Here is a 16,614-nt window from a genome sequence, read left to right as displayed (position 1 = left end):
GATTGTCGCGTGCGGGGCTTTGGCCCGCTGCGCGACCGCGCTCACCAACGGGACCGCCCATGTCGCTGACCGATACGATTACCAAGACGCTCGTCCCCATCCATCGCGAGGGCTGGCCGTTCGTCGCCATCGCCGGCGCCGCGACGCTGGTCATCGGCTGGTTCGTCGACCCGCTGTTCTGGATCGGCCTGATCCTGACCGCCTGGGTCGCCTATTTCTTCCGCGACCCGGCCCGCGTGACGCCTATCGACGACGATCTGGTCGTCTCCCCGGCCGACGGCACGGTGTGCCAGATCGGGCAGGCCGTACCGCCGGTGGAGCTCGATCTCGGCACGGAGCCGATGATGCGCGTCTGCATCTTCATGAATGTGTTCAACTGCCATGTGAACCGCGCCCCGATCGGCGGGCGTATCACCCGCGTCGCCTATCGTGCCGGTTCGTTCCTCAATGCGGAGTCCGACAAGGCGAGCGAGGAGAACGAGCGCAACGGGCTGGTCATCGAAAGCGGGGAGAGCCGCATCGGCGTGGTGCAGATCGCCGGTCTCGTGGCGCGCCGCATCGTCTGCTTCGTGCGCGAAGGCGAGAATATCGGCGCGGGCGAGCGTTTCGGCCTGATCCGCTTCGGTTCGCGGCTCGATGTCTACCTGCCGGAAGAGGCGAGCGTGCGGGTCGCTGTCGGCCAGACCATGATCGCCGGCGAAACGGTGATCGCCGACCTTGCCACCGAGACGCGCGAAAGCGTGCTCTCGCGGGTCAGCTGAGGCAATCCGGCCGATGTCCGCCCCTTTTGCTCCGTACGACCCGGGTCCGACGCGCCGCCGCCGCGGCCGTGCGCCGCGTTTCAGCCGGGTGCCGCTGCGCCTGATCCTGCCCAACCTGGTGACGCTGCTGGCGCTGTGCTCCGGCCTCACCGCCATTCGCATGGCGCTGGAGGCCCGCTGGGACTACGCCATCGGCGCCATCGTCATCGCCGCCGTTCTCGATGCGCTCGACGGTCGCGTGGCAAGGCTGCTCAAGGGCACCTCGAAATTCGGCGCGGAACTGGATTCGCTTGCCGATTTCGTCAATTTCGGCGTCGCGCCGGCATTGATCCTCTATTCGTGGCTCTTGCAGGAAGTGCGCTCCATCGGCTGGATCGCCGCGCTGATCTTCTCGATCTCGGCTGCCCTGCGGCTCGCCCGCTTCAACGTCTCGATCGACGATCCGGACAAGCCCGCCTGGGCGGTGAACTTCTTCACCGGCGTTCCCGCACCCGCCGGGGCCCTGTCCGTGCTCTTTCCGGTCTATCTGGAACTCGTCGGCGTGCTGCCGCACTGGCCCGAACTTGCGCCTGCCGTGGCACTTTACGTGGTGGCCGTCGCGCTCCTCATGGTCTCGCGCCTGCCGACATTCTCGGGCAAGAAGCTCGGCTCGCGGGTGCGCCGCGACCTCGTGCTGCCGCTCTTCGTCGTGGCCGTGTTTCTCGTCGCGCTTCTCGTCAGCTACCCGTTCGAGATCCTTGCGCTCGGCGTTGCCGGCTATCTGGTCTCGATCCCGCTGGCCTGGCACTGGCACCAGAAATATCTCAAGGGCGAGGCGGCGGAAGCCGTCGATGACGGCGAGGAGGAGACCGACCTCGACCATCTCGGCGACGACGACAAGGACGATGCCGGCTGAGCCTGCCGGACAATGGTCGCGGGATACCGAAAAGGCGAGCCATGCATCTTGTGCGTGGCTCGCCTTTTTCTTTCGAAGGCATTGTCGGAAGTAACTATTTTTCCGCTGCGGGAGTGGCAGGGAAACCTTACGAGGACACTTGAATAAAGTCTCGTAACTCTTTCGATGGAAAGTCGAAAAGCTTCCCGTTTGCCTGATTTTCCGGCGCCGCGAGATCGAGGATCGACGCAGCCAGTTCGGAGGGGTGCGGCAGCGTTTCGGGGTCCTCGCCCGGCATTGCCTCGGCGCGCATCGCGGTGCGCATCGGGCCGGGATTGACCAGCATGCCGGTGACCGGCGTCTGCATCGTCTCCGCCACATAGGTGCGCACCAGCGCTTCAAGGGCCGCCTTGGAGACTGAATAAGGCCCCCAATAAGCCTTGCACTTGTGCGCGGCGCCCGAGGACAGGAACACGACGCGGCCGGCGTCCGACTGGCGCAGCAAGGGGTCGAGCGAGCGGATCAGGCGCCAGTTGGCGGTGACGTTGATCGCCATCACCTTGTCCCACACCCGCGGCGCGATATGGCCGAGCGGCGACAACCCGCCGAGAATGCCGGCATTGCCGATCAGCACGTCGAGCTTGCCCCAGCGCTCGTGGATGGCGGCACCCAGCCGGTCGATCGCGTCATAGTCGGTGAGGTCGACGGGAACCAGCGTCGCCTGGCCGCCGACGCTGCGGATCTCGTCGTCGAGTTCCTCCAGCCCCCCGACCGTGCGCGCCACCGCCACCACATGCGCGCCCTCGGCGGCGAGCGCCCGGGCGGTGAAGTAGCCGATCCCGCGCGAGGCGCCGGTGACAACGGCGACCCGCCCTTCGAACCTTTTCGTCATGCCGTTATCCTACTTCGACCAGGCGCGGCAGATGGGTGACATCCCCGTCCTCGGCCATGTCGGTGAGCGGCGTCGGATAGTCGCCGGTGAAGCAGTGATCGGTGAATTGCGGCGCCTCGTTGTCGCGCCCCTCGTAGCCGATCGCCTTGTAGATGCCGTCGACCGAGAGGAAGGCGAGGCTGTCCGCGCCGATATAGTTGCGCATTTCCTCGAGGCTGTATTTCGCCGCCAGCAGCTTCTCGCGAACCGGCGTGTCGATGCCGTAATAGTCGGAGAAGCGGATCGGCGGCGAGGCGAGGCGGAAGTGGACCTCCCGGGCGCCGGCGTCGCGGATCATCTGGACGATCTTCACCGAGGTGGTGCCGCGCACCAGGCTGTCATCGACCAGCACCACGCGCTTGCCTTCGATCTGCGCCCGGTTGGCCGAGTGCTTGAGCTTCACGCCGAGCGTGCGGATCTGCTGGGTCGGCTCGATGAAGGTCCGCCCCACATAATGGTTGCGGATGATGCCGAGCTCGAAGGGAACGCCGGAGGCATCCGCGTAGCCGAGCGCTGCCGGGACGCCGGAATCGGGCACCGGCACGACGACATCGGCCTCGATCGGGGTTTCCAGCGCCAGCTGGCGGCCGAACTCCTTGCGCACATTGTAGACGCTGCGCCCGCCAAGGATCGAATCCGGCCGGGAGAAATAGATGTATTCGAAGATGCAGGGGCGCGCCGGACGGCGGCCGAAGGGGAAGTAGCTCTCGATGCCGCCGGGGGTGCACACGACCACCTCGCCGTTTTCCACTTCGCGGATGAACTTGGCGCCGATGATGTCGAGCGCGCAGGTCTCCGAGGCGAAGATCGGGGCGCCGTTGAGATCGCCCAGCACCAGCGGGCGAATGCCGAAGGGATCGCGCGCGCCGATCAGCTTCTTGCGGGTCAGCGCGACCAGCGAATAGGCGCCTTCCATCTGGGTGATGGCGTCGATGAAGCGGTCGACGATCTTGTCCTTGCGCGAGCGGGCGACCAGCTGCAGCACGACTTCCGAATCCGAGGTGGACTGGCAGATCGCGCCTTCCTTGATGAGCTTCTTGCGCAGTGTCATCGCGTTGGTGAAGTGGCCGTTGTGGCAGACCGCGATGCCGCCGCCGTCGAGCTCGGCGAAGAGCGGCTGGACGTTGCGCAGGATCGTCTCGCCTGACGTGGAGTAGCGCACATGGCCGATCGCGTAGGGGCCCATCAGCCGGCGGATCGTCTCGGCGTCCGAGAAGTGATCGCCGACGAGGCCCAGATGCCGTTCGGAGCGGAACTGGCTGCCGTCGAAGGTGACGATGCCGGCCGCCTCCTGGCCTCGATGCTGGAGGGCGTGCAGGCCGAGCGCGGTGATCGCCGCGGCGTCGTCATGGCCGAGGATGCCGAACACGCCGCACTCCTCGTGCAGCCTGTCGCCCTCGATCTCCTCGCGCCAGAAATCGGTCGTCACGCTCTCGTTGCGGGAAGCATCATCATGTTCGGGATAGGCCATGGCCTTGCTCCTGGTTGCCCCTGGCGGTGCGGCGCCTGCCGTCGTCAGAAGGGGCTGCAAAACGCGCAAGGGACGGAACCGGTCTTGGCGGTCCGCCCTGGGCGCAGGGATAGCTGTCGGGGTCCGGGCCGGCTTCGTGTCCGGACACGGCACCTTAGTTGGTGGACGAACCCGACGTCGTCAACTGTTCGAGGCCGCGGCGCTCGCTGTCGGAGTAGCCCGGTTCCCCGGCGCTTGCCGCCGGTTGGCTGGCGGGAGGCGTCGTGCCGCCCTCGCTCGGCTCGGTGCGGTTACGGATCCGGTCGAGGATGGTGTTTTCCGGGTTCTCCGGCAGGGCGGAGATCAGCCGGTCGCCGATGCTGTCGAGCATCGGCTTGGATTTCGCCGTCGCGATCCAGGCGGGCTGCTCCTGCCCGGGCACGAACCAGTTGAAGAACAGCATTGCCACGACCACCAGCAGCAGGCCCCGTGCCGCGCCGAAAACGAAACCGACCGTGCGGTCCAGCGCGCCGATGCGGCTGTCGAGGACGAAGTCGGAAATCCGCATCGTGATGTAGCTGACGACGATCAGGGTCACCAGGAAGACGGCGATGACCGCCACGCCGAGCGCGACATTGTCGTTGTTGATGTACTGCTTGGCGAAGGGCAGGACCTGCTTGTGCAGGTAGAAGGCCGCAACGGCCGCCGCCACCCAGGAGGCGATCGACAGGACCTCGCGGACGAAACCCCGGATCATGGCCAGGACGGCCGAGAGGAGCATTATGACGAGAAGGATTCCGTCGAGAATCGTGATCGGCATCGCTCGGCCTGGTCCTTGATCGCAGCCTTAAAGGCGTTGTCGACCCAGTTTTCCGCGTGGGTCGGGCGCGGTTCGTGTCCGTTTGTCCGCACCGGACGAGGTCCGGCCTATCCTTCGGCGTCCGCCGGCCGGTCGGCACCGGCCGAGCTTGCCGCAATCCGGGCGACGAGATCGGTGAGCTCGCTCAGACCCGTCACCTGGTCGCCGTCGGCATCGCCGGCATTCGCCTCCGGCACGAAGGCCGAGGTGAAGCCCAGCTTCCGCGCTTCCTTCAGGCGACTTTGCGCCTGCGAGACCGCGCGCACCGCGCCGGAGAGGCTGACCTCGCCGAAATAGACGCAATCGGCGGGAAGGGCAACCCCGCTGAGCGAGGAGATGAGGGCGGCCGCAACCGCGAGGTCGGCGCCGGTTTCGCTCACCCTGAGGCCGCCGGCGACATTCAGGTAGACGTCGTTCTGGGCAAAGCGCACGCCGCAACGCGCTTCCAGCACGGCCAGGATCATGGAAAGCCTTGCGCTGTCCCAGCCGATCACGGCCCGGCGCGGGGTGCCGAGCGGCGAGGGGGCGACCAGCGCCTGGATCTCGATCAGCAGCGGCCTTGTGCCCTCCAGCCCGGCGAAAACCGCCGATCCCGGCGTACGCCCGGAGCGTTCGCCGAGAAACAGGGCCGAGGGATTGGCGACTTCGGCGAGCCCCTTGTCGGTCATCTCGAAGACGCCGATCTCGTCGGTCGCGCCGAAGCGATTCTTGACCGAGCGCAGGATGCGGTACTGGTGGGCGCCGTCGCCCTCGAAATAGAGAACCGCGTCGACCATGTGCTCGACGACGCGCGGGCCGGCGATCTGGCCGTCCTTGGTGACGTGGCCGACCAGGATCACCGTCGCGCCGCTCGATTTGGCGTAGCGTACCAGCGCCTGCGCGGAGGCCCGCACCTGCGTCACCGTTCCCGGCGGCGATTCCACCATTTCCGACCACAGGGTCTGGATCGAATCGATGATCACCAGCGCCGGCGCCGGACCGTCGGTCAGCGTTGCCAGGATGTCCTCCACGCTGGTCTCGGCGGCAAGTCCGACGGGGGCGTCGGAGAGGCCAAGGCGGGCGGCGCGCAGCCGCACCTGGTCGATCGCCTCCTCGCCCGAGATGTAGACGGCGCGATGGCCGAGCAGCGCGACACGGGCGGCCGCCTGGATCAGCAGCGTCGACTTGCCGATGCCCGGGTCGCCGCCGACGAGCAGCGCCGAACCGCGCACGAAGCCGCCGCCGGTGACGCGGTCGAGCTCGCCGACCCGCGTTTCGACGCGCGGCGGCGCCTCGCTTTCGCCGGACAGTCCGACCAGCGGCACGACGCGGCCGCGCTTGCGGGAGGCGACGGTCGGCGAACCGCCGACGCCGGAGCCGCTGCGCTCCTCGACCAGCGTGTTCCACTCGCCGCAGCTGTCGCAGCGCCCGGCCCATTTGGCGGCAACCGCGCCGCAGGACTGGCAGACATAGGCGGTCGCGCGTTTGGCCATCAGCGTTTGGTTCCGGTCGGGTCGCCGACATGGCGGCGGGTGAAGCGGTGGCCCAGCGAGGTGAGCAGTTCGTAGCCGATGGTTCCGGCGGCGGCGGCGACCTCGTCGACGCCGATATTCGCCCCGAACAGCTCGACGAAGACGCCCCGTTCGGCAAGCCCTTCCGGCAGGGCGCTGATGTCGAAGGCGGTCATGTCCATCGAGACGCGGCCGAGCGCCGGCAGGCGGTATCCGGCAAGCCAGGCATCGGCACCGGCGCGCGCGTCGCTCGAACCGGCGCTTCTCAGGTAGCCGTCCGCATAGCCGGCGGCAACCATGGCGACGCGCATGTCGGCGGGCGCCGTCCAGGCCGCGCCATAGCCGATGGTCTCGCCGCGCGCCAGCACGTGGGTGTGCAGGATGCGGGCCTCGAGCGTGACGACGGGCGCCAGCCGGCTGGCCGCGTCGTTCGAGGGCTGGCCGCCGTAAAGCGCGACCCCCGGGCGGGCGAGATCGAAATGGAAGGTGGGGCCGAGAAAGATGCCGGCGGAGTTGGCAAGCGAGCGGGGAACGCCCGGAAACAGCGCCGAGATCTCCCGGAAACGCGAAAGCTGGCGGGCGTTCGAGGGCGCGTCCGGCGTGTCGGCGCAGGCCAGATGCGACATCACCAGAGACAGTCGCGGCAGCCCGCTCGCGGCGACCCCGGCCGTTTCCCCGGCGGAGAGGCCAAGACGGCTGATGCCCGTGTCGACATGGAGCGCTGCGGGGCCGGGGGCTCCGGCCTCGCGCCACTCGGCGACCTCGGCCGGCGAACCGAGGCAGGGGCGCAGTTCATGGGCGGCATAGTAGTCCGCATCGCCCGGATAGAGGCCGTTCAGAATGTAGGCGGCCGCCTCGGGCAGCATGGCGCGCAGCCTTGCGCCTTCCTGCGGCGTCGCGACGAAGAACGTGCGGCAGCCGGCCTGCCAGAGGGCGCTCATGCAGGGCGCATCGCCGAGGCCGTAGCAGTCGGCCTTGACCGCCGCGCCGCATTCGGTGCCGTCATTCAGCCGGGCGGCAAGGGTGCGCCAGTTGGCGGCCAGCGCCGCCAGGTCGACCGTGATGCGGCCATTGTCGCCCGGCTGCGGGGTGTCCGTGCGAGGCAGGGAGCTGGAGAGGAGGTCTGTCACGGCGCGGTCCGCTTCAATGGGGGTCGGGGAACCGGTCCGGATCGGCAAGGTCGGAGAAGCGTGTGAACTCGCCCTGGAAATGCAGGTTGGCGGTGCCGGTGGGGCCGTGACGCTGCTTGGCGATGATCACCTCCGCGCGGTTTTTCGCCCGGTCGAGCTTCTCCATGTCCTCCGGCGTTGCCTCCGTGCCGATCGCCTTGGCAAGATAATATTCCTCGCGATAGACGAAAAGCACCACGTCGGCGTCCTGCTCGATGGAACCGGATTCACGCAGGTCCGAGAGAATCGGGCGCTTGTCGTCGCGCGATTCGACCTGGCGCGAGAGCTGGGACAGCGCGATGATCGGGACGTTCAGTTCCTTGGCCAGCGCCTTCAGCCCGGTGGTGATCTCGGTGATCTCCTGAACGCGGTTGCCCTGGTTCTTCGAAGAGCCGGTGAGCAGCTGGATATAGTCGACGATCAGCAGGTCGAGGCCGCGCTGGCGTTTCAGCCGGCGGGCGCGGGCGACGAGCTGGGCGATGGAGATGCCGCCGGTCTGGTCGACATGCAGCGGCACGCTCTGCATCGTCTGCGAGGCGGCGGCGAGCTTCTCGAAGTCGTGCTCGGAAATGTCGCCGCGCCGGATCTTCGAGGAGGAGATTTCCGTCTGCTCGGAAATGATACGCGTGGCCAGCTGCTCGGCCGACATTTCCAGCGAGAAGAAGCCGACGACGCCGCCATTGACGGTCTTGATCGTGCCGTCGGGCTGCTCTTCCGACATATAGGCTTCGGCGACATTGTAGGCGATGTTGGTGGCAAGCGAGGTCTTGCCCATGGCCGGGCGTCCGGCGAGCACGATCAGGTCCGAGGGCTGGAGCCCGCCCATCAGGGCGTCGAGGTCGCGCAGCCCGCTGGCGATGCCCGACAGCGCGCCCTCGCGCTGGAACGCGGCCGCCGCCATCTCGATGGTCGCCGTCAGTGCATCGCCGAAGGAGACGAAGCCCTGGTCGGAGCGGCCCTTCTCGGCAAGCTCGAAAAGGCGCCGCTCGGCATCGTCGATCTGCGCGCCGGGCGGCATGTCGATCGGCGCGTCGAAGGCGATGTTGACCATGTCCTCGCCGATGCGGATGAGGTTCCGCCGGATCGCGAGATCATAGATGGCGTGGCCGTAATCCTCGGCATTGATGATCGATGCCGCATCCGCGGCGAGCCGCAGGATGTACTGCGCGGCCGACATGTCGGCGATCTTGCCGTCCTGGGGGAAGAACGTCTTCAGCGTGATCGGCGAGGCGATCTTGCCGGCGCGAATGAGCTGGCCGGCCTTCTCGTAGACCTCCCGGTGCGGAGCGATGAAGAAATGCTCCGGCTCCAGAAAGTCCGATACGCGGTAATAGGTCTCGTTGTTGACGATGATCGCGCCCAGCAGCTGGCGCTCGGCCTCCGCGTTATGCGGGGCGACGCGCATCGTCGCGGCGTTCGTGTCGTTCGCCGGTAGCGGACCCTTCATGTCGTTTCCCCTCATGTGCCTTTGTTCCTAGCGGAGGAGGGGGGCAGGGTGGAAGCGTAAATCACAGGCAGCGCCCATCGCAAAGAGGAACGGGGATAACCGCCCCCGCCGGTTGACGTTCGCGGCGGCTTGCGTTCCGCCGTCGCCCGGTCCTGAAAACGTGGTTTTTCCGCGCGCGGCGGTGCTGTCATACTGCTGTCGCCCGGCATCGGCGAAAAAGCGAACGGGATGTGAAAACCCTCGCGCAATCTGGGGGTTGCGAACGTCATTGAACTGTCGCTTAATGTTCATGTGAGCGACATATCGCGTTCATATGAAAACAATACGAAATGCGGGCGTTTTCGTTCGGCACGACCGGAGAGCGGATCGTGATCGCAACTCAACCGCATGTCGGGCATACCCCCGAGCCTTGGGAGCAAACGAACATGGCATATCGCAAGACATTGGCCGGCCTCGTCGCGGCGACGATCCTCGCCGGCAGCACCGGCGTTTCCTTCGCCGCGACCGAAATCCAGTGGTGGCACGCGTTCACCGGCCGCCTGGGCGATCTGCTCGCCGAGCAGGTCGAGAAGTTCAACGCCTCGCAGGGCGACTATGTCGTCGTCGCCTCGCACAAGGGCAACTATTCCGAGACGCTGAACGCGGGCATCGCCGCCTTCCGCGCCGGCGAGCAGCCGCATGTGCTGATGGTGTTCGAGGTCGGCACCGCGACGATGATGGGTGCCAAGGGCGCCATCAAGCCGGTCTACGAGCTGATGGCCGAGACCGGCAAGCCGTTCGACCAGGACGCCTATCTGGCGGCCGTCGCCGGCTACTACACCACCACCGACGGCGAGATGCTGTCGCTGCCCTACAACTCCTCGACGCCGGTTCTCTATGTCAACCGCGACGCGCTGTCGGCCGCCGGCATCGATCCGGACGCGGACCTGTCGACCTGGGAGAAGGTCGGCGAGGCGCTCGACAAGCTGAAGGCCTCCGGCTCGTCCTGCCCGCTGACCACCGCCTGGCAGAGCTGGGTGCATCTGGAGAACCTCTCCGCCTATCATGACGTACCCTTCGCCACGAAGGAGAACGGCTTTGCCGGCGTCGACACCGAGCTCGCCTTCAACGGCCCGGTCCAGGTCGCTCATGTCGAGGCCATGGGCCAGTGGGCCAAGGACGGCAAGTTCATCTATGCCGGCCGTCGCAACGAGGGCGGCGCCCGCTTCCGCTCGGGTGAATGCGCGTTCTTCACCGAATCCTCGGCCGGTTATGCCGGCGTCAAGGCCGAGGCCGAGTTTGCCTTCGACATCCGCCCGCTGCCGTACTGGGCCTCGGTCGAGGCCGCTCCGGTCAACACCATCATCGGCGGTGCCTCGCTGTGGGTGATGACCGGCCACGAGGCCGCCGAATATGCCGGCGTCGCCGAGTTCCTGAACTTCCTGTCCTCCGCCGACATCCAGGCGAAGTGGCACCAGGACACCGGCTACCTGCCGATCACCCATGCCGCCTATGACCAGACCAAGGCGGCCGGCTTCTACGAGGCCAATCCGGGCACCGACATTGCCGTCATCCAGATGACCGGCAAGGCCCCGACGGCCAACTCGAAGGGTCTGCGTCTGGGCAGCTTCGACCAGATCCGCGGCATCATCGACGAGGAACTGGAAGCCGTGTGGGCCGGTGACAAGGCCGCCAAGGACGCGCTGGACAACGCCGTCGAGCGCGGCAACCAGTTGCTGCGCCGCTTCGAGCAGGCCAACCGCTAAGCCTGAAGTCGGGCCGCGGGCAGGGCGTTTCCCTGCTTGCGGTCCACCCGTTTCGGGAAGCGGTCCGGCGGTCTCCGCCGGGCCGTTTTCTCCCGTCGGCGACAGCCGACGCCTCTGTTTCCGCCGGTGGTCCGCGCCATGCACAAACGCGTCGTCTTCAACAACCGGGTGCTGCCCTACCTGCTGCTCGCGCCGCAGATCCTGGTGACGCTCGTCTTCTTCTTCTGGCCCGCCGGCCAGGCGATCTACCAATCGGCCTATATTCCAGACCCCTTCGGTCTCTCCTCGCAATTCGTCGGCTTCGGCAATTTCGAGTTCCTGCTGAGCGACCGCTACTATCTCGCCTCGTTCAAGACGACGGTCATCTTCTCGACGCTTGTCACGACCCTCTCGATGGGCGCCGCGCTGTGGCTTGCCGTGATGGCCGACCGGGTGATCAAGGGATCGAGTGCCTACAAGACGCTGCTCGTTTGGCCCTATGCGGTGGCGCCCGCCGTTGCCGGTGTCCTGTGGCTGTTCATGTTCAATCCCAATGTCGGCCTCGTCGCCTGGTACCTGAAGGCGATGGGCTACGACTGGAACCACGTGCTCAATGACGGCGAGGCGATGGGCCTTGTCGTCGTCGCCTCGGCATGGCGGCAGATCAGCTACAACTTCCTGTTCTTCCTCGCCGGCCTGCAGGCGATCCCGAGGAGCGTCATCGAGGCGGCCGCCATCGACGGGGCGAGCTTCGCCCGCCGCTTCTGGACCATCGTCTTTCCGCTCCTGTCGCCGACCACCTTCTTCCTGCTCGTCGTCAACATCGTCTACGCCTTCTTCGAGACCTTCGGCGTGATCCACACGATCACCTCGGGCGGGCCGCAGCAGGCGACGACGATCCTTGTCTACAAGGTGTTTTCCGACGGTTTCGTCGGCCAGGATCTCGGGTCCTCGGCGGCCCAGTCGGTCATCCTTCTCTTCGTGGTCGGGCTGCTGACGGTGGTCCAGTTCCGTTACATCGAACGCAAGGTGCACTACTGATGAGCGGCATGGTCGAAAAACGCGGGCTCAGTGTCTGGCTGACCCATCTCGGGCTGATCATTGGCATCGCCATCATCTGCTTCCCGATCTACATGGCCTTCGTCGCCTCGACGGTGACGCAGCCCGAGATCGCCCGGCCGCCGATGCCGCTGCTGCCGGGCGGGCATCTCATCGAGAACTACACGGCTGCGCTGACCAGGGGCGTCAATTCGCCGGTGCTCCTGATGCTGTTCAATTCCAGCGTCATGGCGCTCGGCATCACCATCGGCAAGATCGTCATCTCGATCATATCCGCCTATGCGATCGTCTATTTCCGCTTTCCCTTCCGCATGGCCTTCTTCTGGATGATCTTCCTGACCCTCATGCTGCCCGTCGAGGTGCGCATCGTGCCGACCTACGAGGTCGTCGCCGGCTTCGGCATGCTCAATTCCTACACGGGCCTGATCCTGCCGCTGATCGCCTCGGCAACCGCGACCTTCCTGTTCCGCCAGTTCTTCCTCACCGTGCCGGACGAACTCGTCGAGGCGGCCCGGGTCGACGGGGCAGGGCCTGTGCGCTTCTTCCTCGACATCCTGCTGCCGATGTCGCGCACCAACATCGCGGCGCTCTTTGTGATCCTCTTCATCTACGGCTGGAACCAGTATCTCTGGCCGCTGCTGATCACCACCAAGCCGGACATGAACACCATCGTCATGGGCATCAAGCAGATGTTCCCCTCCGGCGACGACATCGCCGACTGGCCGGTGATCATGGCAACCACGCTGCTGGCGATGCTGCCGCCCGTCGCCGTCGTCATCTTCATGCAGGGGCTCTTCGTGAAGGGCCTCGTGGAAAGCGAGAAATAGATTCCATGGCTGAGATCGCCTTTTCCAACGTCCGCAAGTCCTACGGACCGACCGAGGTCATCCACGGGGTCGACGCGCAGATCGCCGACGGCGAACTGATCGTCATCGTCGGCCCGTCTGGCTGCGGCAAGTCCACCTTGCTGCGCATGGTGGCGGGGCTGGAGACCATCACCTCGGGCGAGATCTCCATCGGCGGCCGGCTGGTCAACGACCTGGAGCCGCGCGAGCGCGACATCGCCATGGTGTTCCAGAACTACGCGCTCTATCCGCACATGTCGGTCTTCGCCAACATGGCCTACGGGCTGAAGATCGCCGGCGTGCCGAAGGCCGAGATCGCCGAGCGCGTCGGCCAGGCGGCGAAGATGCTGGAGCTCGAGCCCTATCTCGACCGCAAGCCGCGCCAGCTCTCCGGCGGCCAGCGCCAGCGCGTCGCCATGGGCCGGGCCATCGTGCGCAAGCCGTCGGTCTTCCTCTTCGACGAGCCGCTGTCCAATCTCGACGCCAAGCTGCGCGTGCAGATGCGCGTCGAGATCAAGACGCTGCAGCGCCGTCTTGCCGTCACCTCGCTCTATGTCACCCACGACCAGGTCGAGGCGATGACCATGGCCGACCGCATCATCGTCATGAACGGCGGCAATGCCGAGCAGGTCGGCACGCCGCTGTCGGTCTACAACAAGCCGGCGACCGTCTTTGTCGGCGGGTTCATCGGTTCGCCGCCGATGAACTTCCTGCAGGCGGCGCGGCTTGAGGCCAGCGGCCTCCTGCGCAAGGTGGCGGAAACGGCCGGCCCGACGGAGGCGCTCGACACGGTCGGCGTGCGCCCCGAGCATCTGTCATTCTGCGAGGAGGGGGCTGCGGTGCTCTCCGGCAAGCTGGTCATTGCCGAGGCCCTGGGTGCGGAGACGCTCGCCCATGTGGAACTCGACGACGGCGAGCGGATGATCGTGCGGGTCGATGGCGGGCGCGAGGTGCCGGTCGCCGGCGCGCGGGTGCATCTGTCCTGCGGTGCCGGACACCTGCACTATTTCGGCGCGGACGGGAAGCGGCTGCCCGACTGACAAAAGCAAGCCGCGCTTGATCCGCACATGCGGATTCACGCATCTGCAACCGTTGGTATCTAGTCTTTGGCGCACCGTTTCAGAGGATGTGCCGATGTCCGACCGTTTCTTCAGTCTCGTGCTGCTCGACGCTGCCCGCCGCCTCGACATGGCGGCCCTGGTCCTGCAGATTCGCCAGCTCACGGCGCCAATCGGGCTCTCCGTCGAGCTCTTGCGCGACGCGCAAGGGGCCGAGCCGGCGATGGTCGGGGTCGGCGGGGTTCCGTTGACGGTCATCGCCCAAGCGGCACCGGTGCCACCGGGGACGATGGAGCAGGCGGTTGCCGCATCCTTGGCCTGGCCGGAATCCGGCGCGGCGGTCGAGGCGCATGGTGCCCATCTCATCGTCGGTTGTGTGGAGCAGCCGGCGGATCACGAGCAGGCCCTGCATTTCGCCATGGTCACCACCTTCGTCACCGCCGCGGCGCTCGATGTGAGCGACGGCCTTGGCGTCTATTGGGCGAGCGGCGAGATGATGCTGTCGCCCGAGGGCATGCGTGAGGCGGTGCGCGCCATGCTGTCGAAAAGCCTGCCGGTCGAGGACTGGGTCAACCTGATGTGGTTCCGGGACGAGATGACCGGGCAAGGTCAGGCGATCGGTGCGGCGACCCTTGGCGCACGCCACTTTTTCGGCATGGAGATTGAATTCCTGCCGGCACCGAAACCGCCGGTCGATGTGGCGCAACGCATCTTCGGGCTGGTCCGCTACCTTCTGGCCCATGGCGCGGTCGTCAAGGACGGCGACACGATCGGTGAAAGCGAGACCGACATCACGCGGGTGCGCTTCCTGGACAGAGGCATGTTTGTGCCCGGCCGGGTATTGCAGCTCGCCGTGGAAACGCGCGGGGAGGAGATGGCCATGTCTTCGCCGGCGTCGCAGTCTTTCCCCGAGGCATCCGGTGAGCCATCGGCCGCGCCGCTAGCGCCTGCTCCCGGCGGCCCGGCGCCCGACGATCAGGAGGCGGAGGAGGCTCTGTCCCCGGCGCCCGCCGCACCGGCCAGTCAGTATCCGGAGGCGATGGTGGCCTTTCCCGATCCCGCCGCCGGCACCGTCCCGAGGCGTCCCGTCTTCGGCAGGCGCGGCCGGACCTGAAATCCCCCCGCTCACGCTAGCGTTTCGATCAGCCGCCGCATCGGCTGCATCCGTTCGCCCGGCGAGGGGATGAGGATGTGCTCGTTGAGGGTGTGGACGTCGTCGCCGTCGGGGCCGAGGCCCGCCGCTGTGTTCCGCGACCTGGCGCGGGCTCAGGAGGTAATCTGGAAGCGCGTGCAGCTCCCGACGCGTTCGGCGGTTTTCTCCGGCCAGTCGACGAACCCGTGTATCGCCTTGATCAGACGGACATCCGTCGAGAAATCGATCCCGCGCAAGCGCCCTTCATTGTCGAAGAGAGCCGCATTGGCGGTGGGTTTGGAAAAATCCGTGCTTTCCGATGCATGAAAGGCGATGGCGCCAAGGCTGCTCAACTCGCTCGGCGCGTAGCAGCCGAGCCTCGCGACCCTGGTTCCGAGGACTTCCGCCGCCTTCTCGAAAGCACTCGCCCCCGTGAGAAGCGCATTGCCGGTCACGCCGAACGCATTGCCGGAAAAGCGTACGAAGAAAGCGTCCTCGTCTTCCACCGCCAGCGACTTCAGCACCGCCGGATCCGCTGCGGTTCCGGAGAAAACGGCCCTTTCGAGATCCGCCATCTGCGTGTTGACGTTGCGGTTGCCGAAATCGCCGCGTGGTTGGGCAAGGGTCCACGTTTCGTTGTGCAAGCGCAATTGCGCGAGTTCGGCCTGGGAGAAGCAGGCATCGCTGTGGGCGTGCGGCGCGGCGGCATAGCGTACGCCCCCGGTCATCTCCTCGAGCGCCGACCACATGGCGATCGCCGTGTCCCGCCTGGACAGCTTGAGCTGGCTTCGCAGCGACGAGCGCAGGTCGTTGCAAACCTCCCTCAGGTCGACGTTGGCGTTCGGGTCGGACAGGTCGACGGCGATATCGGACGCGTGAACCCGCAGCGGCGTGTTCGCGTTGAGCAGTTTGGCGCGGATTGTCTTGTCGCTTTCCGCGAAGATCGGCCTGTCGAGCACATCGGAGCCCCGGCCGATGCTCACGTCCTCACGGTCGAAGAAAAGCGATTCCAGGTATCTCAGGCGAATGTCCACGCTGCTCACGGGCTCGAACACAGCGTCGTTCGACGGCGCTGCGAGGAGCGAAGCCCTGATGATCGTGTTGACGTCGTCGCTGTCGATCGGAAAGGTTTCCTTCGCTTCGACCTGGGCTCCCAGACGCTGATTGAAGGTGCGTTGCAGGTCTTCCAGCATTTCCAGCGACGCGTCGGTTGCCAGGACCTTTCCGGCCCAGCCGGAAACCCCGAAAACATCGCGGGCCCCGGCCGCCAGGTTCTGGATGCCGGAAAGCATCGTTATGTCGACGGCGTCCGTCTTCGACATGCCGAGCGTCATCGAGAACTCGGCGTTGTGCCGGACGGGAAAAATCGGCGTCACACTGCCCGAGATCAGGCCGGAGATGCAGTTCTTGTCGTCGTCGCCGGAGCGGACATCCGTGTAGGTGATGTGCAGAAACGGCAGGTTCTCGACGATGAAGTTGCCGTCATAGTCCTTGATGGACATCGTCAGCTGCGCCGACTGGTTCTCGCGCCGTGCGAGCGAGCGCAGCATGCGCCAAACAGTGTCGTTTTCCCGGCAGTTGAAGACGGAGTAGCCGCTCAGCGCGCCGATCCCCATCTGGTTTTGGATCTCGAGCGAAACATAATTGTCTTCCGAGGGCGAAACCGGCTCGGTGCCGCCCGTCTCGACGCGCCCGGTGATCTGCAGTTCCTCGAAGACAGGGAAGAACTCGTCTGCCCGGGCCTCCGGGGCCAGACCCGAAATGGCCAAAAGCCCGCAGGCGGCAAACCGTCGCAACATCATCCCTTACCCCCCA

General features: G+C 66.3%; 14 protein-coding genes. 7 read left to right on the top strand and 7 right to left on the bottom strand.

The window, feature by feature from the left end; translation table 11 throughout:
* The first annotated feature begins 59 nt into the window (after positions 1-59).
* Entirely contained in the window at positions 60-761 is a 702-nt protein-coding gene (locus ACQY46_RS16135; protein ID WP_428697039.1) for a phosphatidylserine decarboxylase, read from the top strand.
* 13 nt (positions 762-774) lie between these two features.
* A complete protein-coding gene (gene pssA, locus ACQY46_RS16130) occupies positions 775-1,656 on the top strand; it encodes a CDP-diacylglycerol--serine O-phosphatidyltransferase (protein WP_428697038.1) in 882 nt (293 codons plus the stop codon).
* 127 nt (positions 1,657-1,783) lie between these two features.
* Here the strand turns inward: pssA and ACQY46_RS16125 are convergent, their stop codons facing one another.
* The 6 genes from ACQY46_RS16125 to ACQY46_RS16100 form a co-directional block, all read right to left on the bottom strand.
* Complete coding sequence (locus tag ACQY46_RS16125) at positions 1,784-2,527, bottom strand: SDR family NAD(P)-dependent oxidoreductase (RefSeq protein WP_428697037.1); 744 nt, start codon at positions 2,525-2,527, stop codon at positions 1,784-1,786.
* Between the two features lie 4 nt (positions 2,528-2,531).
* Positions 2,532-4,037, bottom strand: coding sequence for an amidophosphoribosyltransferase (purF, locus tag ACQY46_RS16120; protein WP_428697036.1), 1,506 nt, complete (start codon positions 4,035-4,037; stop codon positions 2,532-2,534).
* 154 nt (positions 4,038-4,191) lie between these two features.
* Positions 4,192-4,836 carry a CvpA family protein gene (locus ACQY46_RS16115; protein WP_428697035.1) on the bottom strand — a complete coding sequence of 215 codons (645 nt, stop codon included), beginning with the start codon at positions 4,834-4,836 and terminating at the stop codon, positions 4,192-4,194.
* A 107-nt stretch (positions 4,837-4,943) separates the two neighbouring features.
* On the bottom strand, positions 4,944-6,347 hold the full coding sequence (radA, locus tag ACQY46_RS16110) for a DNA repair protein RadA (protein WP_428697034.1): 1,404 nt from the start codon (positions 6,345-6,347) through the stop codon (positions 4,944-4,946).
* A complete protein-coding gene (gene alr, locus ACQY46_RS16105; protein ID WP_428697033.1) occupies positions 6,347-7,495 on the bottom strand; it encodes an alanine racemase in 1,149 nt (382 codons plus the stop codon). Before alr ends, radA begins: the two co-directional genes overlap by 1 nt.
* A 13-nt stretch (positions 7,496-7,508) precedes the next feature.
* Complete coding sequence (locus ACQY46_RS16100) at positions 7,509-8,996, bottom strand: replicative DNA helicase (RefSeq protein ID WP_428697032.1); 1,488 nt, start codon at positions 8,994-8,996, stop codon at positions 7,509-7,511.
* 410 nt (positions 8,997-9,406) lie between these two features.
* Here ACQY46_RS16100 and ugpB point away from each other — a divergent pair, with 410 nt between their 5' ends.
* The 5 genes from ugpB (at position 9,407) to ACQY46_RS16075 (ending at position 14,781) form a co-directional block, all read left to right on the top strand.
* Complete coding sequence (gene ugpB / locus ACQY46_RS16095; protein WP_428697031.1) at positions 9,407-10,726, top strand: sn-glycerol-3-phosphate ABC transporter substrate-binding protein UgpB; 1,320 nt, start codon at positions 9,407-9,409, stop codon at positions 10,724-10,726.
* 138 nt (positions 10,727-10,864) lie between these two features.
* On the top strand, positions 10,865-11,746 hold the full coding sequence (gene ugpA, locus ACQY46_RS16090; RefSeq protein WP_428697030.1) for a sn-glycerol-3-phosphate ABC transporter permease UgpA: 882 nt from the start codon (positions 10,865-10,867) through the stop codon (positions 11,744-11,746).
* Between the two features lie 8 nt (positions 11,747-11,754).
* Positions 11,755-12,591 (top strand): sn-glycerol-3-phosphate ABC transporter permease UgpE, encoded by an 837-nt coding sequence (gene ugpE / locus ACQY46_RS16085; RefSeq protein WP_428700506.1) that lies wholly within the window; start codon positions 11,755-11,757, stop codon positions 12,589-12,591.
* 5 nt (positions 12,592-12,596) lie between these two features.
* Positions 12,597-13,649, top strand: a complete 1,053-nt coding sequence (gene ugpC / locus ACQY46_RS16080) for a sn-glycerol-3-phosphate ABC transporter ATP-binding protein UgpC (protein WP_428697029.1) — start codon at positions 12,597-12,599, stop codon at positions 13,647-13,649.
* 16 nt (positions 13,650-13,665) lie between these two features.
* Positions 13,666-14,781, top strand: coding sequence for a DUF4261 domain-containing protein (locus tag ACQY46_RS16075; protein ID WP_428697028.1), 1,116 nt, complete (start codon positions 13,666-13,668; stop codon positions 14,779-14,781).
* 152 nt (positions 14,782-14,933) lie between these two features.
* Here ACQY46_RS16075 and ACQY46_RS16070 read toward each other — a convergent pair whose 3' ends face one another.
* Positions 14,934-16,601: a hypothetical protein gene (locus ACQY46_RS16070; protein WP_428697027.1), complete on the bottom strand. Its 1,668-nt coding sequence runs from the start codon at positions 16,599-16,601 to the stop codon at positions 14,934-14,936.
* Positions 16,602-16,614: the final 13 nt, after the last annotated feature.

The organism is Stappia sp., assembly GCF_965276915.1.
GTDB lineage: Bacteria > Pseudomonadota > Alphaproteobacteria > Rhizobiales > Stappiaceae > Stappia.
Note: the sequence above shows the minus strand (reverse complement) of the source record. Positions and strands in the feature narration are given on the sequence as shown.